Annotated in this window: 16 protein-coding genes, 1 tRNA gene and 2 pseudogenes; 5 read left to right on the top strand and 14 right to left on the bottom strand. The window is 70.4% G+C overall.

The window, feature by feature from the left end; all coding sequences use genetic code 11:
- Positions 1-429 precede the first annotated feature (429 nt).
- Entirely contained in the window at positions 430-1020 is a 591-nt protein-coding gene (locus tag ACFW9Z_RS34010) for a lytic polysaccharide monooxygenase (protein WP_384647088.1), read from the top strand.
- A gap of 72 nt (positions 1021-1092) precedes the next feature.
- Here ACFW9Z_RS34010 and ACFW9Z_RS34005 read toward each other — a convergent pair.
- The 3 genes from ACFW9Z_RS34005 to ACFW9Z_RS33995 all read right to left on the bottom strand — a co-directional run bounded on the left by ACFW9Z_RS34005 (position 1093) and on the right by ACFW9Z_RS33995 (position 3116).
- A tRNA-His gene (locus ACFW9Z_RS34005) sits at positions 1093-1165 on the bottom strand.
- A 120-nt stretch (positions 1166-1285) separates the two neighbouring features.
- The gene (gene orn / locus ACFW9Z_RS34000) at positions 1286-1891 is read right to left on the bottom strand and encodes an oligoribonuclease (RefSeq protein ID WP_311602199.1); all 606 of its coding nucleotides are present in this window, start codon (positions 1889-1891) and stop codon (positions 1286-1288) included.
- Between the two features lie 10 nt (positions 1892-1901).
- Positions 1902-3116 (bottom strand): helix-turn-helix domain-containing protein, encoded by a 1215-nt coding sequence (locus ACFW9Z_RS33995; protein ID WP_384647085.1) that lies wholly within the window; start codon positions 3114-3116, stop codon positions 1902-1904.
- A gap of 994 nt (positions 3117-4110) precedes the next feature.
- On the opposite strand from ACFW9Z_RS33995, the gene ACFW9Z_RS33990 reads away from it, so the two are divergent.
- Positions 4111-4632 (top strand): universal stress protein, encoded by a 522-nt coding sequence (locus ACFW9Z_RS33990; RefSeq protein ID WP_366821840.1) that lies wholly within the window; start codon positions 4111-4113, stop codon positions 4630-4632.
- 128 nt (positions 4633-4760) lie between these two features.
- Here ACFW9Z_RS33990 and glmS read toward each other — a convergent pair whose 3' ends face one another.
- The 3 genes from glmS to ACFW9Z_RS33975 form a co-directional block, all read right to left on the bottom strand.
- The gene (gene glmS, locus ACFW9Z_RS33985; RefSeq protein ID WP_384647082.1) at positions 4761-6590 is read right to left on the bottom strand and encodes a glutamine--fructose-6-phosphate transaminase (isomerizing); all 1830 of its coding nucleotides are present in this window, start codon (positions 6588-6590) and stop codon (positions 4761-4763) included.
- Positions 6591-6674: 84 nt separating this feature from the next.
- Positions 6675-6950: a hypothetical protein gene (locus tag ACFW9Z_RS33980; RefSeq protein ID WP_384647080.1), complete on the bottom strand. Its 276-nt coding sequence runs from the start codon at positions 6948-6950 to the stop codon at positions 6675-6677.
- A 278-nt stretch (positions 6951-7228) separates the two neighbouring features.
- Complete coding sequence (locus ACFW9Z_RS33975; protein ID WP_384647077.1) at positions 7229-8131, bottom strand: DUF4429 domain-containing protein; 903 nt, start codon at positions 8129-8131, stop codon at positions 7229-7231.
- Between the two features lie 169 nt (positions 8132-8300).
- Here ACFW9Z_RS33975 and ACFW9Z_RS33970 point away from each other — a divergent pair, with 169 nt between their 5' ends.
- A complete protein-coding gene (locus ACFW9Z_RS33970) occupies positions 8301-9908 on the top strand; it encodes a beta-N-acetylhexosaminidase (RefSeq protein WP_384647110.1) in 1608 nt (535 codons plus the stop codon).
- A 62-nt stretch (positions 9909-9970) separates the two neighbouring features.
- Here the strand turns inward: ACFW9Z_RS33970 and ACFW9Z_RS33965 are convergent, their stop codons facing one another.
- The 6 genes from ACFW9Z_RS33965 to ACFW9Z_RS33940 all read right to left on the bottom strand — a co-directional run bounded on the left by ACFW9Z_RS33965 (position 9971) and on the right by ACFW9Z_RS33940 (position 17309).
- Positions 9971-11749, bottom strand: a complete 1779-nt coding sequence (locus ACFW9Z_RS33965; protein WP_384647074.1) for an IucA/IucC family protein — start codon at positions 11747-11749, stop codon at positions 9971-9973.
- Positions 11746-12318: a GNAT family N-acetyltransferase gene (locus ACFW9Z_RS33960; RefSeq protein WP_384647072.1), complete on the bottom strand. Its 573-nt coding sequence runs from the start codon at positions 12316-12318 to the stop codon at positions 11746-11748. The genes ACFW9Z_RS33965 and ACFW9Z_RS33960 overlap by 4 nt, the downstream gene beginning before the upstream one ends.
- Entirely contained in the window at positions 12315-13592 is a 1278-nt protein-coding gene (locus tag ACFW9Z_RS33955) for a lysine N(6)-hydroxylase/L-ornithine N(5)-oxygenase family protein (RefSeq protein ID WP_384647070.1), read from the bottom strand. The genes ACFW9Z_RS33960 and ACFW9Z_RS33955 overlap by 4 nt, the downstream gene beginning before the upstream one ends.
- Positions 13576-15024 (bottom strand): pyridoxal phosphate-dependent decarboxylase family protein, encoded by a 1449-nt coding sequence (locus ACFW9Z_RS33950; RefSeq protein ID WP_384647068.1) that lies wholly within the window; start codon positions 15022-15024, stop codon positions 13576-13578. The genes ACFW9Z_RS33955 and ACFW9Z_RS33950 overlap by 17 nt, the downstream gene beginning before the upstream one ends.
- 532 nt (positions 15025-15556) lie before the next feature.
- Positions 15557-16420, bottom strand: coding sequence for a siderophore-interacting protein (locus ACFW9Z_RS33945; protein WP_384647066.1), 864 nt, complete (start codon positions 16418-16420; stop codon positions 15557-15559).
- Positions 16421-16667: 247 nt separating this feature from the next.
- On the bottom strand, positions 16668-17309 hold the full coding sequence (locus ACFW9Z_RS33940) for a GNAT family N-acetyltransferase (RefSeq protein WP_384647064.1): 642 nt from the start codon (positions 17307-17309) through the stop codon (positions 16668-16670).
- Positions 17310-17468: 159 nt separating this feature from the next.
- Between ACFW9Z_RS33940 and ACFW9Z_RS33935 the strand changes: the two genes are divergently transcribed.
- Positions 17469-17912 (top strand): winged helix-turn-helix transcriptional regulator, encoded by a 444-nt coding sequence (locus ACFW9Z_RS33935; protein WP_384647062.1) that lies wholly within the window; start codon positions 17469-17471, stop codon positions 17910-17912.
- Positions 17913-17966: 54 nt separating this feature from the next.
- Complete coding sequence (locus ACFW9Z_RS33930) at positions 17967-18509, top strand: DUF1707 domain-containing protein (protein ID WP_384647060.1); 543 nt, start codon at positions 17967-17969, stop codon at positions 18507-18509.
- 118 nt (positions 18510-18627) lie between these two features.
- Here ACFW9Z_RS33930 and ACFW9Z_RS33925 read toward each other — a convergent pair.
- Positions 18628-18858, bottom strand: a pseudogene (locus ACFW9Z_RS33925) (YdcF family protein); the annotation flags it as partial.
- Positions 18855-18965: pseudogene (locus tag ACFW9Z_RS33920) on the bottom strand (GntR family transcriptional regulator); the annotation flags it as partial. The pseudogenes ACFW9Z_RS33920 and ACFW9Z_RS33925, both read right to left, overlap by 4 nt.
- Positions 18966-18968 lie beyond the last annotated feature (3 nt).

The following is an 18968-nucleotide window of genomic DNA, read 5'->3' as shown; positions in this document are numbered from 1 at the left end:
TTCCTTGCCCTGGGCGTCCCCCGGGTGGCGCCCCCGCCCCCCCGCCGCCCCCGCCGGGGTCACCGGGGGGGATGAGGGCCGCCCCGCCGCGTCCGGGTGGCCCCCGGGCCGGGCCCGGGGCCCGACCTGCTCGTTTGCGCCCCCTGTGAGCCCGGGCCCGCAGAGCGCCGCCCCTGTCATTGGTATGGACATGACCATGAAGCCGGGATTAGCCTCTTCTTGGTCTAGACCAAGCGTGGCGAGCCGCCGCCCGGTCCAGCCATCCGATCCACCTGATCCACCTGATCCATCCGATCCACCTGATCCATCCGATCCACCTGATCCATCCGATCCACCTGATCCATCCGATCCACCTGATCCATTCGATCTACCTGGTCCGTCCGATCCATCCGCCCGCAAGCTCCACCCCCCTCACCCCAGGAGCACCGCATGCGCAGAAAGATCACCGCCTTACTCCTCGGCCTCGGCGTCGCCGGGGTCTCCCTGTTGGCCACCTCCGGCAGTGCCCAGAGCCATGGCTACGCCGATTCGCCCGTCAGCCGGCAGCAGCTCTGCGGCAACGGGACCGTCCGTAACTGCGGGCAGATCCAGTGGGAGCCGCAGAGCGTCGAGGGCCCCAAGGGGTTCCCGGCGGGCGGTCCCCGGGACGGGCTGATCTGCTCCGGAGGCAATCAGCGGTTCGCCGAGCTGGACGACCCGCGCGGCGGGGCCTGGCCCGCCTCCGCCGTACGGGGCGGGCAGAGCCACACGTTCCGCTGGCGGATCACCGTGCGGCACGCCACGACCGACTTCCGGTACTACGTCACCAAGGACGGCTACGACCCGAGGAAGCAGCTCACCCGTGCCGACCTGGAGCCGCAGCCCTTCCTCACGGTGCCGTTCGGCGGCCGGCTGCCGGAGTCGACCGTCAGCCATGCCGGTGTCCTGCCGCAGAAGTCGGGCAAGCACCTGATCCTCGGCGTCTGGACCATCTCGAACACGGGCAACGCCTTCTACGCCTGCTCCGACGTCACGTTCTGAGTCCCGGCCGCACCAAAAGAGGTCACGGTACGAAGAAGGGCCCCGGTCCAAAGACCGGGGCCCTTCCATCAGGGTGAGTAACGGGACTTGAACCCGCGACATCCTGGACCACAACCAGGTGCTCTGCCAGCTGAGCTATACCCACCATGTCGCCCGGTCGTTTCCGACCGGCCGAGAAAAAGTGTACAGGGTCCGGGAGGGTGCTCGCTCCCCCGTTTCCCCGGGCCGGGCCACGGGCGCTCGCACGCCCGTGACCAGCGGGTTTCTACGGTGTGGCCGGGACCACATGGCGCGCCGCGATCTCCTTGGCGCGCTCGGAGTCCGGGCCGGGCTGCGGGACGAAGACCGCTTCCCGGTAGTAGCGCAGCTCCGCGATGGATTCACGGATGTCCGCCAGCGCCCGGTGGTTGCCGCTCTTGTCGGGGCTGTTGAAATACGCCCGCGGGTACCAGCGGCGGGCCAGCTCCTTGACCGAGGACACATCCACGATCCGGTAGTGGAGGTAGCCCTCCAGTTCCCGCATGTCCCGCGCCAGGAAGCCGCGGTCGGTGGAGACCGAGTTTCCGCAGAGCGGGGCCTTGCCCGGCTCCTTCACATGCTCGCGTACGTACGCCAGGACCTGCTCCTCGGCGTCGGCCAGGGTGGTTCCCCCGGCCAGCTCGTCGAGGAGACCCGAGGTGGTGTGCATCTGCCGCACCACCTCGGGCATGGTCTCCAGGGCCGCGTCCGGCGGGCGGATCACGATGTCCACCCCTTCGCCGAGCACGTTCAGCTCCGAGTCGGTGACCAGGGCGGCCACCTCGATGAGTGCGTCGTCCGTCAACGAGAGCCCGGTCATCTCGCAGTCGATCCACACCATGCGGTCGTTCATGCGCCCCACCCTACGGGGCGCTCCGCTGTCCCGGCAGGGCCGGGCGCCCGGGAACGTACGCGTCAGGACCCGGCGGGAACGGCTCCGGGGAGCCGCCCGCCGCCACGGAGACCGCCGCCGAGGGCACCGGAGCGCCCCTGCGGCCGGACGGCGAGCCCTGGCTGGGCACGACCGTCTCCAGCACCGTCGCGGCGCTCTCCGCCACCCCCTGCGGACGGCGGGCCCGGTAGGCGGCCCGGTACGCGGCGGGGGAGGAGCCGAGCTGGCGGCGGAAGTGCCCGCGCAGCGCGACCGGTGAGCGGAAGCCGCAGCGGCCGGCGACCTCGTCGACCGAGTAGTCGGAGGTCTCCAGCAGCCGCTGTGCCTGAAGCACCCGCTGGGTGATCAGCCACTGGAGCGGTGCGCTCCCCGTGAGCGAGCGGAACCTGCGGTCGAAGGTCCGCCTGCTCATGTAGGCGCGCGCCGCGAGCGTCTCCACGTCGAACTGCTCGTGCAGATGCTCCAGCGCCCAGGCCACGACCTCGGCGAGCGGGTCGGAGCCGATCTCTTCCGGTAAAGACCTGTCCAGGTAGCGCTCCTGCCCGCCACTGCGCCGCGGCGGCACGACGAGCCTGCGGGCGAGCGCGCCCGCCGCCTCCGTGCCGTGGTCGGTGCGGACTATATGGAGGCAGAGATCGATACCGGCGGCCGTACCGGCGGAGGTCAGCACATCGCCGTCGTCCACGAAGAGTTCGCGCGGATCGACGTGCACCGACGGATAGCGCTTGGCCAGCGTCGGCGCGTACATCCAGTGCGTGGTGGCCGGCCGGCCGTCCAGCAGTCCGGCCGCCGCGAGCACGAAGGCTCCCGTGCACAGCCCGACGATCCGGGCACCCTCCTCATGGGCGCGCCGCAGCGCGTCCAGTGCCTCGGCCGGCGGCGGGGAGGTGATCGACCGCCAGGCGGGCACCACCACGGTGCCTGCCCTGCTGATCGCCTCCAGGCCGTACGGCGTGGTCAGTTCGAGCCCGCCGGTGGTGCGGAGTGGTCCGTCCTCACCACCACAGACCAGCAGGCGGTAGCGGGGAACTCCCGCGTCCTGCCGGTCGATTCCGAAAACGGAGAGCGGGATGGAGCTCTCGAAGATAGGGCCGCCGCTGAAGAGCAGCACGGCAACGACTTCCCGGCGTCGCCGCCCGGTCAGCTTGCGTGCGGCCTCCGTCGCGGTGGCGGAGTCCTGGCTCATGACGCTAAGCCCCCCTCGGTGTTCGCGTCTCCCTGGTCCTTACGGGCCTGCCGCTCCTGCACGTTTCCCCTCGGTTTCGCACGTTTCCCCAGTCCCCGATTTTCAAGATCGAATCTACTGCGTCGCGTGGTCCTGCCGTGACACCTTCCCCCACCGGCGCTATGTCGATAAGGAAACGTGGCGTGAAGCGTTCGATCACGAAGCGTTTCACCCGCGAAGCGCACAGGGAAGTGCCCTTCGCCAACGTGGCCCGTCCGCGTCGGGTGAAAGCGTACCGCTCGGTCTCTTCCTGCCTGGCGGGAGGTGGGTTGTCCGGCCATTCCGGGAAGGGTTCGGCCGGTATATGAAGTTGGCTGAAAACTATCGGTTGTGTGCGCTGCTTCCGGTCACGCCGGGCGCACAACTACCGCTCGGCGGCTGCGCCGGTGCGCTCTCCCGGCCGCGCGGGGCGTGGCGGGTTCGGACCGCCGGGTCGGCAGGTGACGGTCCGTCGGTGCGCGGCCGGACGCGGAGTCGGGGGCGGTCCGATTACCGACCGGGTGGTCGGCGGGGACCGAGAACCGCCGATACGGTCGGGTGTCGGGGCGGGCTCGTCGCAGCATCGTCGACCGGGGTGACCGTCCGGCGGAGGTGTGGCCAACGGAGGCCGCCTGCCGGGTGTGATCGTCCGGGGGGCCGCGGGGTCGCCGGGTACCGTGGAAAACGGGGCGATCACCCTCATCCGGCCCGCCCGAGGCCCGTGTACGACACAACCGGCATTGCCATACCGGGCAGCCTCGGGCATGCTCCCTCCAGCGTCACGCGTGCTTTTGCGGGGGTCTGGGCAGTGGGGGAGTGGCGTCGTATCCTGGTGGGTATGGGGTTGGGAAGATGATTCCCGGACAGAGCTCGCCACCCGCTGACGCATCCCTGACCGATGCACCTCCGCCGACGCAGCCGATGCACCGCTCGAAACCGCTCCCTCCTCACGAGGACTCTCTTCGCCGAGACACCGATGGCCGGTCACGAAATCCCTGAACCCGCAGACCGCAAGCAGGTAGCCGACCCCCGGTCGGAGCCGCGGACGGTCGAAGAAGCACGCCATGCGTGCGATCCCGCCTTCCGGCACGGAGTCGTGGTCGGTTTCGACGGCTCCACCTCCAGCGAGCGGGCCCTCGCCTACGCGATCGGCATGGCCGGCAGGTCGGGCTCGGGCCTGATCATCGTGCACGTCGCCAACCGGCTCCCCACGACGGTCTGGGCGGGGTGCGAACCCCCCGTCTTCGTCGATGTCCCCGACCACCGCACCGAGGTCCTCGGCCTGGAGCTGGCCTGCGCGGACTATCTCTCCGACGTGCCCTGGGTGCTGGTGGAGCGCGGCGGCGACATCTGCCACGAACTGGAGGAGGTCGGCCGCGAGTACTCCGCCGACGCCATCGTCGTCGGCTCCACGCACGGCATCGTCGGCCGCATCTTCGGCTCGGTCGCGGGCCGCCTCGCCCGCCGCGCCCAGCGCCCGGTCGTCGTCATCCCCTGAGGGGCCGCCAGAAGGGCCCGCCACGCGATGAGTTGGGCCCCGTACGATGAGTTGGGCCCCGCACCGTCATCGCGACGGTGCGGGGCCCACTCACGTACGTACGGTACGTATCTACGGCGTACCGATCGCTACTCGACCGTGACCGACTTCGCCAGGTTGCGCGGCTTGTCGATGTCCCGGCCCATCGCGAGGGCCGTGTGGTACGCGAAGAGCTGGAGCGGGATGCCCATCAGGATCGGGTCCAGCTCGTTCTCGTTCTTCGGTACGACGATGGTGTGGTCGGCCTTCTCCTGGGCCTGGTGCGCCACGGCGAGGATGCGGCCGCTGCGCGCCTTGATCTCCTCCATCGCGGCCCGGTTCTTCTCCAGCAGCTCGTCGTCCGGCACGATCGCCACGGTCGGCATCGCGGGCTCGATCAGCGCGAGCGGGCCGTGCTTCAGCTCGGAGGCCGGGTAGGCCTCCGCGTGGATGTACGAGATCTCCTTGAGCTTCAGGGAGGCCTCACGGGCCACCGGGTAGCCGCGCACCCGGCCGATGAACATCATCGACCGGGCGTCCGCGTACTCCGCCGCCAGCCGCTTGATCTCGTCCTCGCCCGCCAGGATCTCGCTGATCTGCTCCGGCAGCCGGCGCAGCCCGTCGATGATCCGCTTGCCGTCGGCGACCGACAGGTCACGGATGCGGCCCAGGTGCAGCGCGAACAGTGCGAAGGCGACCACCGTGTTGGTGAAGCACTTGGTGGAGACGACGCAGACCTCCGGGCCCGCGTGCACGTACATACCGCCGTCGGCCTCCCGGGCGATGGCCGAGCCCACCACATTGACCACGCCCAGCACCCGGGCGCCCTTGCGCTTCAGCTCCTGGACGGCGGCCAGCACGTCGTACGTCTCGCCCGACTGGGAGACCGCCACGTACAGGGTGTCGGGGTCCACGACCGGGTTGCGGTAGCGGAACTCGGAGGCCGGCTCGGCGTCGGCGGGGATGCGGGCCAGCTCCTCGATCAGCTGGGCGCCGATCTGGCCCGCGTGGTACGAGGTGCCGCAGCCGAGGATCTTGATCCGGCGCACCCCGCGCGCCTCGCGGGCGTCCAGGTTGAGGCCGCCCAGGTGCACGGTGGAGAACCGATCGTCGATCCGGCCGCGCAGCGCGCGGTCCACGGCGTCGGCCTGCTCGGAGATCTCCTTGTGCATGTACGTGTCGTGGCCGCCCATGTCGTACGACTCGGCCTCCCACTCCACGGTGGTCGGCGTGGCCGTCGTGGTCGAGCCCTCCGTCGTGTACGTACGGAAGTCGTCGGCCTTCAGGGTGGCCATCTCGCCGTCGCCGAGCGTGACGACCTGGCGGGTGTGGGCGACCAGGGCGGCGACGTCGGAGGCGACGAACATCTCCTTCTCGCCGATGCCGAGGACGACGGGGGAGCCGTTGCGCGCGACCACGATGCGGTCGTTGAAGTCGGAGTGCAGGACGGCGATGCCGTACGTGCCCTCGACCGAGCGCAGCGCCTCGCGGACCCGCTCCTCCAGGGTGTCGGCCTGGGCGCGGGCGATCAGGTGGGTCAGCACCTCGGTGTCGGTCTCGGAGAGGAAGACGATGCCGTCGGCGATCAGCTTGGCGCGCAGCTCGGAGGCGTTGTCGATGATCCCGTTGTGGACGACGGCGACCTTGTTCTCCGCGTCCAGGTGGGGGTGGGCGTTCTCGTCGCTCGGGGCGCCGTGGGTGGCCCAGCGGGTGTGCGCGATACCGGTGGTCCCGGCGAACCGCTTGGGGACCTTGGCCTCCAGCTCGCGGACCCGGCCCTTGGCCTTGACCATCTTCAGCGTGCCGGGCTTGCCCGCCGCCGTCTTGCTGGTGATGACGATGCCCGCGGAGTCGTACCCCCGGTACTCCAGCCGCTGCAGCCCCTCCAGCAGCAGCGGTGCCACATCACGCTTGCCGATATATCCGACGATTCCGCACATGAGTTCTCTGCCCCTCCTCGACGTACACGTACATGTATGCGCTCGGCGCCCCGCACAGGCGCCCGGTGATCCGCCGCGGCCGGATCAGCCGTAGACGATGCGGCGCAGCTGGCGGAGCGAGAGCTCCGGCGGCGCCACGGCGCGGTGCGGCAGCTCGGCCGCGATCCGCTCGAAGATCTCCGTGTTGACCAGGCCGCCGGACTGCAGTTCGCGGTGGCGGCGCCGGACGAAGTCGTCGGTGCCCTCGTCGAAGTACGCCAGCACGTCGAGGACCACCCGGGCCGCCTCGCCGCGCTGGAGCGCGGTGGAGCGGACGAGGTGGTCGATGAGGTCGTCGTGCGACGAGCGGCGTTCAAGCACCCGTCGATATTGCGTGCCGGGGCGCTCTTACGCAAGAAATCTGCCCGATTTCGGGCAGCGGGGGCTCGAAAAGTGGCCCGAGCGGGTCATACGGGGGCCATGTGCGGGCCATACGAGGGTCCCGCACCGGTCAGATGCGGCCCAGGGTCGTCAGGTCTCGTACGGCCCAAGGCCGCCCAGGTCCCGTACGACCCAGGGCCGTCAGGTCCCGTACGGCCCAGGTCCCCGGCTCACATGCGGCCCAGGTCCCCGGCTCACATGCGGCCCAGGTCCCCGGCTCACATGCGGCTCAGGATCGCCTGCTTCGCCGTGCTGAACTCCTCGTCGGTGAGGACCCCGGCCCGGTGCAGCTCGCCCAGCTCCCGCAGCCGCCTCAGCAGGGCGTCGTGATCGTCGGCGGGCGGTACGGCGGCGGGTGCGGGCGTGGGCGCGGGCTCGGGCGCCTTGGTGAGGGCCGGGGGCCCGGCGGGCGCGTCCACGGCCGTACGGACCTGCGGCAGCCGGGCCAGCACCGCCGCCGCGACCACGACCGCTGTGTACTCCTTCTTCGACAGCCCCCACAGGTCCAGGGAGTACGGGTCGTACGCCGGCGGGGTCGAGACCGGCCCCTCCACCGGCTCGAACCGCAGGTAACCGTTCTCCATGCCGATCGACGGCAGCCACCGCACCCCCGCCACCCGCGCCAGCGGCAGGGTCGCCGGGCCGCTCGCGGTCTTGGCCTCCTCGGCCTTCCAGTTCCAGGTGAGCCGGACGGTCTCGCCGTCGAAGGACGCCGTACCGTCGCCGCCCCCGCCGGAGACCGGCAGCGCGGGCCCCGGCAGCAGGAAGCGGTCCACCGGGCCGTCGGGGACCTGCTCGATCAGCAGCGCGTTGCGGACCTCGTCGACGAAGTACTCCGCCACCCCCGTGCGGTCCTTCTCCACGGCCAGGACGTACGGGTCGGCCCCGTTCTTGAGGCGTCCGTCGGCGGCCTGAAGGACCGGGCAGGCGCCCCCGCGCAGCCGGAGCCGCAACCGGCCGCCCTTGCGCTCCGGCTCGAACGAGATGCCCGCCAAAGCCTGTATGGGGACGGACAGTTCACCCAGCGTCAGCCGGACCGGGTGGGCCTTGCCTCCCGGTACGATGCGTACCGTCTCCCCGTCGAACGTCCACGTTCCGTCACGCTGGATGATTTCTGCCATACCCACGATTCTGCCAGCCGGCTCCGGGGGGCGACCCGGCTCCACAGGCAGGACCCGTCGAAGGGACAGGCTTGTGCGACAGCGAGAGTCATGGCGGCGGTCACCGCGACAGCGGCGTACCGCCCGGCACGGAACCCTTCCCCGACTGCTCGGCACCCTGCTGATCGTCGTGGCGCTCGGGTTCTCCTCCGCGGGCGCGGTCCCCGCCCGGCCCGGAACGGAAGCCTCCGCGCCCCGGCCCCTCGGGCAGCTCGTGCCCGTCCCCGCCGAGGTGGTGCCGGGCGGTTCCCCGTACGCCATCACCTCCACGACCCCGATCAGGGTGGCCGACGGCTCCGGCCACGGCTCCGGCTCTGGCACCAGCTCCGTCTCCAGCTCCGGCTCCGTCTCCGACGAGGTGCGGCGGATCGGAACGTACCTGTCGGAGCTCCTGCGCCCCGCCACCGGCTACGCGCTCCCCGTCACCGACCGCCCCGGCCCCGGCGGCATCCGGCTGGAGCTGGGCTCCCCGGACCGGTCCCTGGGCGAGGAGGGGTACCGGCTGCACTCCACCCCCGCCGCGCTCACCATCACCGCCCGCGCCCCGGCCGGGCTCTTCCACGGCGTCCAGACCCTGCGCCAGCTCCTCCCGGACCGGGTGGAGGCCGACAGCCGCCAGGAGGGGCCCTGGAAGGTCGCGGGCGGCACGATCACGGACGCGCCGCGCTACGGCTACCGGGGCGCGATGCTGGACGTCTCGCGCCACTTCTTCCCGGTCGAGGCGGTCAAGCGGTACATCGACCAGCTCGCCCTGTACAAGGTCAACAAGCTCCACCTGCACCTCTCCGACGACCAGGGGTGGCGCATCGCCATCGACTCCTGGCCCCGGCTGGCCACCCACGGCGGCTCCACCGAGGTCGGCGGCGGCCCCGGCGGGTACTACACGAAGGAGCAGTACCGCGAGATCGTCCGGTACGCCGCCTCCCGCTATCTGGAGGTCGTCCCGGAGATCGATCTGCCGGGCCACACCAACGCCGCCCTCGCCTCCTACGCCGAGCTGAACTGCGACGGGGTCGCCCCGCCGCTCTACACCGGCACCACCGTCGGCTTCAGCTCGCTCTGTGTGTCCAAGCCGGTGACGTACGACTTCGTGGACGACGTGCTGCGCGAGGTGGCGGCGCTCACCCCGGGGAAGTACCTCCACATCGGGGGCGACGAGGCGGACGCCACCAGCGACGAGGACTACGTGGCGTTCATGGCGAAGGCCCAGGCGGTCGTCGGGAAGTACGGCAAGACGGTGATGGGCTGGCACCAGCTGACCGCCGCCGAGCCGGTGAAGGGCGCGGTGGCGCAGTACTGGGGGTACGACCGTACGGGCCCCGCCGAGCGCGGGCAGGTGGCCGACGCGGCGAAGAACGGCACCGGGCTCGTGCTCTCCCCGGCCGACCGGATCTACCTCGACATGAAGTACACCGAGGACACCGAGCTGGGCCTGCGCTGGGCCGGTCTGGTCGAGGTCCGGCGCTCCTACGACTGGGACCCGGCGACCTATCTGGAGGGGGCCCCGCAGGAGGCCGTCCTCGGGATCGAGGCGCCGATCTGGACCGAGACGCTGACCGACAGCACGGAGATCGAGCAGATGGCCTTCCCGCGGCTGCTGGGCGCCGCCGAGATCGGCTGGTCACCGGCGGAGGCCCGCGACTGGGACACGTACAGACTGCGACTGGCCGCCCAGGGACCCCGGCTGACCGCGCTGGGGATCGACTTCTACCGCTCCCCGCAGGTGCCCTGGAGCTGATCAGGGCAGGGGTGAGCGCCCGGGGGACCGTCCCCGGGCGCTCACCGGTCTGTGCGGACCGCTCAGAACTTCGCGATCGGGTTCTTCAGCCGTCCCACCAACTGGAGCGCGCCCGCAGGGTCGTTGAGGTCGACCATCTGCTGGTTGTCGCGCAGCTGGAGGCGGTTGAGGCAGGAGAGCGCGAACTCCGGTGCGAACAGGTCGTACTGCTCGAACTTCTCCGCGAGATACGGCACCGACTCCTGGTAGTCACGTACGCATGCGGCGACCGTCCGCCAGAAGGTGTCCTCGTCCAGGACCCCTTCGGTGGCCAGGCCCGCGCCCAGGAAGCGGAAGAAGCAGTCGAAGACATCGGTGAAGACCGACAGCAGCTTCATGTCCTCGGGGACCTCGGCCCGGATGCGGTCGACCTTCGGCGGCAGCACCGCGTCCGGGTCCATGACCGCGATCTCCTCGGCGATGTCCTTGAAGATCGTGCGGGTGACGACCCCGTCCTCCACGACCAGGATCACGTTCTCGCCGTGCGGCATGTAGACCAGGTCGTAGGCGTAGAAGCTGTGCAGTACCGGCACCAGATAGGCGTCCAGGTAGTGCCGCAGCCACACCTGGGGGTCGAGGCCGGACTCCTCGATCAGCGCGGCGGCCACCGAGCGGCCCTCGTGGTCGGTGTGGACGAGGGAGGCCATGGTGGCGACCCGCTCGCCCGGCTCCAGACCCGCGACGGGGCTCTCGCGCCAGAGGGCGGCCAGCATCTTCAGGTAGGGGGAGCCCTTGGCGGTGGCCGCCTCGTACGACCGGTGGTGGTAGCCGATCGCGGCCCGCTCCCGGATGATCGAGAACCGGGCGCCGCTCAGCAGGCTGTCGCGCTCGATGAGCCCGGCCAGCCAGTCGTTGATGGCGGGCGTGGCCTCCATGTAGGCGGCGGAGAGCCCGCGCATGAAGCCCATGTTCAGGACGGACAGAGCCGTCTTGACGTAGTGCTTCTCGGGGTGGTCGGTGTTGAAGAAGGTACGGATCGACTGCTGGGCCAGGTAGGTGTCCTCGCCCTCCCCGAGCACCACGAGGTGGCGTTCGGCCAGCTCGCCCGCGAAGGTGACGGCGAGCTTGTTCCACCACTGCCAGGGGTGGACGGGCAGCAGGAAGTACGCGTCCGGGTCCAGGCCCAGCGAGCGCAGGGTGGCGGCGAACCGCTCCCGGGTCTCCTCGCTCAACTCGCCTTCGACCAGCGTGTCGTAGTCCAGTCCGGCGCCCGCCGTGAAGGTCGCCCGGTCGCGGCGGGCGGCCAGCCACACCAGCCGGATCGGGGAGGCGGTCTCGGGGGCGTACGCACGGTACTCGTCGACCCCGAAACCGATCCGGCCGTTGTTGGCCACGAAACAGGGGTGGCCCTCGGTCATCCCGGTCTCGATGGCCTGGAAACCGGCGGCGACGAGCTGGCCGGAGGTGGCCGGTTCCTTGGTGAGTTTGTACGCGGTTCCGGCCAGGGTGGAGGAGACCTCCTCCAGGTAGACCGGCAGGATGTCCTCGGCCAGCCCGAGCGCGGTCCGCAGCTCGATGAAGAACTCCAGCGCGTCCAGCGGGACTTCGGCCCCGTGCCGGTGGCGCGTGATCGACTCGGCCTCGATCTGCCAGTGGTCCAGAGCGAAGAGGCGTGCGGTGAAACGGTACTCCGTTCCCGCGTCGTCGCTACGGAGGGTGTAGCGGTCCTCGCCGAGCGGAACGGGGGCCAGAAGTCGTTCGTGGCTGAATTCTGCCAGTGCTTTGCGGACCAGCAGTCGGTTTGCGGTGGCCCAGCGGCCCGGGGAGAGGTGGGCGACGCTGTCGGTGAGGGCGGTCGTCATCGGTCGGTTCCTCCGGTTGCTGCTTCGAACTGCTCGCGGGTGCAGGCGCTGAGCAGTGCGTTCTTCTCCGGTTTGGTGATCTCCCGCAACACCTCGAAGCCGACGGCCTTGTTGAGGGCCTGCACGGCGCTGTTGGTGACATCGGGCTCGACGACGACCCGGCGCACCGACGGGTCGGCGAAGAGGAAACGCATCACGGCGGTGATCACGGCGCGGGTGAAGCCGTGCACCGGGGTGTCGGTCGGTGCGACCAGGAAGTGCATCCCGATGTCGCCGGGCTCCGCCTCGTACAGCCCCTTCAGCTCGACCTCGGTGGGGTCGTACCGCTCGATCAGGAAGGCGGGCTCACCGTCGTGGAGGCCGATGAACGCGTCGTGGTGCGCGTGGGCGGCGATCGCCATGTACTCCCGCTCCACGTCCTGGAGTTGGGCCCCGCCCATCAGCCAGAAGGCGGCTTTGGGGTGGGTCACCCAGCCGTGCACGAGCTCGGCGTCGGCGAGGGGGTCGAGCGGCCGGACGGTGAACGTGCCGAGTTTTCCCGGGGTTTTTCCGCTGTCGGGGCGGCTCATATCGCGAACTCCTGGAAGGCGATGGACTTCTCGACCGGGTAGTACTCACGGCCGAGCAGTTCGCCGATGATGTACGCGTTGCGGTAGGCACCCATGCCCAGGTCGGGCGAGGTGATCGAGTGGGTGTGAACTCCGGCGTTCTGCAGGAAGATCCCGCGCCCGGTGGTGTCGATGCTGTAGTTGCGGGCCACGTCGAAGCGGCCCCGGCTGTCGTGGCGCAGCCGCTCCCGGACGGGGTCCAGGAAAGCGGGCGCCTCGTAGCGGTAGCCGGTGGCGAGGATGAGCCCCTCGGTGGTGAGCTCGTACTCCTTGCCCTGCTCCTCCTGGCGCAGCCCCAGGCTGTACGCGCCGCCCTCCTCGTCGTAACGAGCACTCAGCAGAGCGGAGTTGGTGAGCAGCCGGGTCGGCACGGGGCCGGGCAGGTTCTTCTGGTAGAGCAGGTCGAAGATCGCGTCGATCAGCTCCCCGTCGATGCCCTTGAACAGCCCCTTCTGCCCGGACTCCAGCCGGTAGCGGGTCTCCTCGGGCAGCGCGTGGAAGTAGTCGATGTACTCCGGAGAGGTCATCTCCAGCGTGAGCTTGGTGTACTCCAGCGGGAAGAAACGCGGCGAGCGCGTCACCCAGTTGAGCCGGTAGCCGTATGTGTCGATCTCGGAGAGCAGGTCGTAGTAGATCTCCGCCGCGCTCTGCCCGCTGCCGACCAGGGTGATGGACTTCTTCTTCTGGAGCTTGGCTTTCCCGGCCAGATAACGGGAGTTGTGCAGGAAGTCCCCGCCGAGGCCCTGGCACGCCTCGGGGATGTACGGCGGGGTCCCGGTGCCGAGGACCAGATGGCGGGAGCGCAGGACGGTCCCGGCGGCGGTGGTCACGGTGTAGAGCGCCTCGCCCTCGTCGTACGTCACCGCCTCCACGGTCTCGTTGAACCGGATGCTGCTCAGTTTGGCGGCGGCCCAGCGGCAGTAGTCGTTGTACTCGGTCCGCAGCGGGTAGAAGTTCTCCCGGATGTAGAACGAGTAGAGCCTGCCGCGTTCTTTGAGGTAGTTGAGGAACGAGTACGGCGAGGTCGGGTCGGCCATGGTGACCAGGTCCGACAGGAACGGCGTCTGGAGATGGGCCCCTTCGAGGAACATCCCGGAGTGCCACTCGAAGTCCGGCTTGGACTCCAGGAAGACACCGTTCAGTTCGTCGATCGGCTCGGTCAGGCAGGCCAGTCCGAGATTGAACGGGCCGAGCCCGATCCCGATGAAGTCGTGGGGGTCAGGAAGCGCGGTCAAGGGAGTCTCCCAGGTACTGCTCGGCGTGGCCGGAGATCAGGTCGAGGACCGCGGCGATGTCGGCCACGGTCGTTTCGGGGTTGAGGAGGGTGAACTTCAGGTACTGCCGGTCGCCGACCTTGGTGCCTGCGACGATGGCCTCGCCGGAGGCGAACAGGGCCTTGCGGGCATAGAGGTTGGCGCGGTCGATGTCGCCCGGGGAGGTGACCCGGGACGGGATGTGGCGGAAGACGAGCGTGGAGAGCTGCGGCTGCACCACGACATCGAAGCGCGGGTCGGCGGCGAGCAGCTTCCACCCCTCGGCGGCCAGGTCGCAGACCTCGTCGAACAGCTCACCGATGCCGTCGGCGCCCATGACGCGCAGCGTCATCCACAGCTTGAGCGCGTCGAACCGGCGGGTCGTCTGGAGGGACTTGTCGACCTGGTTGGGTATCCGCTCCTCGGCCATCCGGCGCGGGTTCAGATACTCCGCGTGGTACGTGGCGTGGCGCAGGGTCGCCCGGTCGCGGACCAGCAGGGCCGAGGAACTCACGGGCTGGAAGAAGGACTTGTGGTAGTCGACGGTCACGGAGTCGGCGTGCGCGATGCCTTCGAGGAGACCCCGGCGCTGGACGGAGGCCAGCAGCCCGCAGCCGTACGCGGCGTCGACATGCATCCAGGTGGCGAACTGCTCGCAGAGCGCGGCGATCTCGGGCAGCGGGTCGATGGAGCCGAAGTCCGTGGTGCCGGCGGTCGCGACGACGGCCATGGGCACGCCACCCTCGGCGACGCACTGCTCAAGGGCGCGGGCGAGGGCCACGGTCTGCATGCGCTTGTTGCTGTCGACGGGGACGGAGACCACCGCGTCCGGCCCGAGGCCGAGCAGTTTGGCGGACTTCTGCACGCTGAAGTGGCTGCACTCGGAGGTGAAGATCCGCAGCCGCGTGTAGTGCTCGGGCCGGACCTTCGCCTCCTCGCGGGCCAGCAGCAGGGCCTGGAGGTTGGACTGCGAACCGCCGCTGGTGAAGACGCCGTCGGCGGCCGGTCCGAGACCGATCCGCTCGGTGGTCCAGTCGATCAGCCGGCGCTCGATGAGGGTGCCGCCCGCGCTCTGGTCCCAGGTGTCCAGCGAGGAGTTGACCGCGGAGAGCACGGCCTCGCCGAGGACGGCGGGGATGACGACCGGGCAGTTGAGGTGGCCCAGGTAACGGGGGTGGTGGAAGTAGACGGCGTCGCGGAGGTAGACCTCGCCGAGTTCGTCGAGGGCGGCGGCGGCGTCGCCCAGCGGCCGGTCGAGGTCGATCGCGTCGACGACGGGGGAGAGCTCGTCGACACCGACCCCGCTGAAGGGGCGCTCGGTGGCTGCGAGTTTGGCCGCGACCCGTTCCACTCCTGCGGTGACGGTGCGCCGATAGTGCTCCGCAGTCGTGTTGTTGAGCAGGTGCGAACGCATGAAGGGGTCCTCCCGGGTGAGGGGAACTTCATCGCGTCCCTCCGGGCAGGAAAAGGGGGGACGAGGGGCGCGATGTCGAAGTGAGGTTAGCCTAACCTAACTCGATCACGGGCTGTTCCTCGCCCCCGTTGGGTGCAGGGTTTGTCCGCTTAGGTCAACTTTTGGGGGCTGCGGTTTGGTCCGGCCTGGCCCGGGGGGTGCTCTGTGGCTCGGTCCGGCCGGGGGTCCACTCTCCGGGGCGGCCCGGCCCGAGGGGGTGCTCCGCGGCCTGGTCCGGCCTGACCAGAGGATCCACTCCCCGGCCTGCCCCGGCCGGGCATCGGGATGGCCACTCCACCGCCCCGACCCGGCGAGGGGCCACTCCACGACCGCGGCCCGGCGAGGGGCTGCTCCGCGACCGCGGCCCGGTCAGGGGCCACTCCGCCACCGCGGCCCGGTCAGGGGCCACTCCGCCACCGCGGCCCAGCCAGGGGCCACTCCACCACCGCGGCCCAGCCAGGGGTCACTCCACCACCCCGCCCCGGCCAAGGGGCTACTCCATGGCCCCGCCCCGCGCGATCGTTTCCGCCCGCAGCTGCTCCTCGCTGAGCCCGCGCCGCCAGTACCCGACGAAGGTCACCCGCTTGCGGTCGAAGCCGCGCTCCTGGACCAGGTGGCGGCGGAGCGCGCGCACCTCGGACGACTCGCCCGCGATCCAGACGTACGGGGTGCCCTCCGGCAGTTCGGCGGCGCGGACGGCCTCCACGGCGGGCAGGGCCCCCTCGCTCCGGACGAGCCAGCGGATACGGGCCTTGGCGGCGGTGTTGAGCGCCTGCCGGTCCTCCGTCTTCGGCACCTCCAGCCAGACCTGGGCCGGCATCCCCGCCGGCAGCCACTCCAGCGCGGCGGAGGCGGCGGGCAGGGCCGTCTCGTCGGCCCAGATCAGCACCCAGTCGGTGTCCTTCGGCGGCCGGAAGCGTACGGAGGTGTTGTCCCGGACCGCGGGCCCCAGCACCTTGAGCCGGTCGCCCGACGCGGCCATGAGCGCCCAGCGGGAGGCGGGGCCGCCGTCACCGTGGAGCGCGAAGTCGATGTCGATCTCGGTGGATCCGTCGGCCGGTGCGCGCTGAGCCCGTACGGTGTACGAGCGCATCACGGCCCGTACGTCCTCGGGCAGCGCCCGCCATTTCGGGTACCAGGCCCCGTCCTCACCCTCCGGCACCACGGCCTCGCTCTGCCCGGGGTGCGGCAGGAAGATGGACAGGCTCTGGTCGCGGCCCCCGGCGCGGAACCCTTCGGCGCCCGGCCCGCCCAGGGTGATCCGGAGCATGGAGGGGCCGAGCCGCCTGACCCGCAGGACGGTCAGGTCGAAGAACCGGAACGGGGCGACATGGGGAACGGCGGCAGTCGTCGTCAACGAGGGCTCCTCCGGGGCAGGCCAGGAGCGGCGGACGGACGGGCCCGGCTCCGGCGGGGGCAGTCCGAAGGAAGGTTAGCCTAACCTTGCTAGACGGTCACGGTGTCGTGGGGCCGGAATCAGCGGTGTCGGCCCTGACGTGCGACGGGAATGGGCCTCCACGGCCCCGCTCCCACGGCACCTGCCCACGATGACGCCCGCCCCCACCACGCCCGAAACAGGACCCTCGCTCCCCGGGTGCGGGGGCCTACACCCCGAAGTCGGCCCGGCAGGCGTCGAGCCCCTCCACGCTGACGTCGACGTTCCGGTGCGCCTCCCACCCGGCCCGGTCCAGCCGCAGCCGCCGCAAGGTGACGGGAGCCCCGCGCACCACCTCCACGTGGAGGCCGTCCGGGGCGTACCCGAGCCGCCGCGAGACGCCGAGCGAGCGCAGGTTGTCCGTCATCGCATCGGAGACGGCGTACCGGGCGCCGAGCCCGTCGAAGGCCAGATGGAGGGCGGCGGCCCGCATCTCCGTCCCGATGCCCTGCCCCTGATGGACGAGACCGAGCCAGGACCCGGTCATCACCTCCCGCCGCACGCCGAACTCCCGCCCCATCAGATCCTGCCGCCCCACGACCTCGCCCTCGTGCAGCACGGCGAGGGAGAGCGTCCACTCCCGGACCGACCACCCGGCGACGGTGCCCAGCACGTGCTGGAACACGGCCCGGCCGACGTCATCGGGCTCACCGTCGGTCCACGGAAAGGTGAACGGCATCCGGTCCGGTGCGTGCACCCCGGCGGCGGCGACCGACGCCAGCTCGTCCAGGAGCCGTTCGTCGGGCAGGCGCAGTTCGAGGCGGGGGGTGCGGATGCGGAGCCCGTGGAGGGGCCAGTAACGCTGGTTCATAACAGAGAATCTGCCGAACGACCGACCGGGCCGTCGAACGGATTTCGCCCCCACGTCACCGCGCGGACCTTCCAACCGCCATCCCTCACAAGAGAGTTACGAGAAAGCAGGTCGGTTCCCGCTTGTAACCGACCGCAGTATGCGGCACTGTTGGCAGGTATGGGAGAAGGCACTTTGAAGTCACCGAGTTGCTGCGGTGGCAGCGGCGTCGAGCAGGACTACGACGTCCTCCAGTGGGACACCCGCGAGGGCTGCGAGGTGCGGCAGATCCTCGACCGCGTAGCCGACAAGTGGTCGCTGCTCGCCATAGCGCACCTGGAGCGCCGGACCCTGCGCTTCTCCGAGCTGCGCCGCCTGATCGACGGCATCAGCCAGCGCATGCTGACGGTGACCCTGCGCCAGCTCGAACGCGACGGCTTGGTGCGCCGTACGGTCTACCCGGTCGTCCCGCCCCGCGTGGAGTACGCGCTCACCCCGATGGGCGCGACCCTGCACACGACGATCCAGTCCCTCGTCGACTGGACCGAGGGCCACCAGCAGGAGATCGCGAAGGCCCGGGCGGAGTACGACAGCCGACAGGACGTGGACGCGGCCGTTTCCTGAGGCATGCGTTCTCGTGCATGTCCACGGGGGCGGCTTGGCGGATAGGGTGAAGTGGTGACCTCTCCTCAAGCGAATACCGGGCCGCTGCTGGACGAAGAGGCTCGGGAGGGCGCGGTGCGGCGCCTGCGTGAGGCGTACGCCGAGGAGGCCATCACCCACCAGGAGATGGACGAGCGCCTCGGCCAGGTGCTGGCCGCCACACACCACGGCGAGCTCGCGTCGGTTCTGGGCGCCCTCCCGGCGGAGAAGCCGGACACCACATCGACGATCGCCGCGGCCGGCGGACGGATACAGCGTCGGGGAGCGTGGCGGGTGCCCCGCTTCCTGAAGGTCGAGTCCGCCTTCGGGCGGGTGCGGCTGGATCTGTCCCGAGCGGTCTTCGAGCACCCGGTCGTCGACATCGAGCTGCAACTCGGCACCGGTGGAGCACGGATCACGGTGCCGCGCGACGCGACCGTCGAGGTCGAGGGCCTGAGCACCGAGTGGAAGGACCTGCGCTACAAGCCGCGGCGGCCTTCTGGGCCCGGCGGGCCGACGATCCGTTTCTCGGGGGCGATGGGGTACGGGCGGCTGAAGATCCGCCATGCGAGGCGCTGAGAGCAAGTGGGCCGTGGTCGGGGCCCGGCCCCCGGGCCCTACGGGATCAGCCGATTCGTGAACCCGGCCCACATACAGCCGCTCGTACGCGGCCGCGACCTCATCCGGGACGGGTTGCTCGATCATGAACCCCTGATCGAGGCATCCGGTCCCGGGTGGTGGGGCTGGTCGCGCCGGTGAACACCACGATCGGAGCCAGGCCCCGGAGGGAGAACCCCGCGCAGGTGTCGGCCACGCCGAGGTCATGCCTGCCCAGCCCCACGATGATCGAGCAGGGGCGGGTGGTGTGGTGCATGAGGTGGTGGTCCCACAGCTGCCGGGCGTCCGCCCAGAACTGCGCGGAGATCATGGTGCCTCGCCTTCCGTGAGCGCCGAGTCCGGCACCGCGAAGTCGTACGTCCACCGGAATCTTGATGCTGCGTGCACACCGATGGCGAACTCGACCGTTGTCCCCTCGTA

This window comes from Streptomyces sp. NPDC059452 (genome assembly GCF_042750035.1).
Taxonomy (GTDB): domain Bacteria; phylum Actinomycetota; class Actinomycetes; order Streptomycetales; family Streptomycetaceae; genus Streptomyces.
Note: the sequence above shows the minus strand (reverse complement) of the source record. Positions and strands in the feature narration are given on the sequence as shown.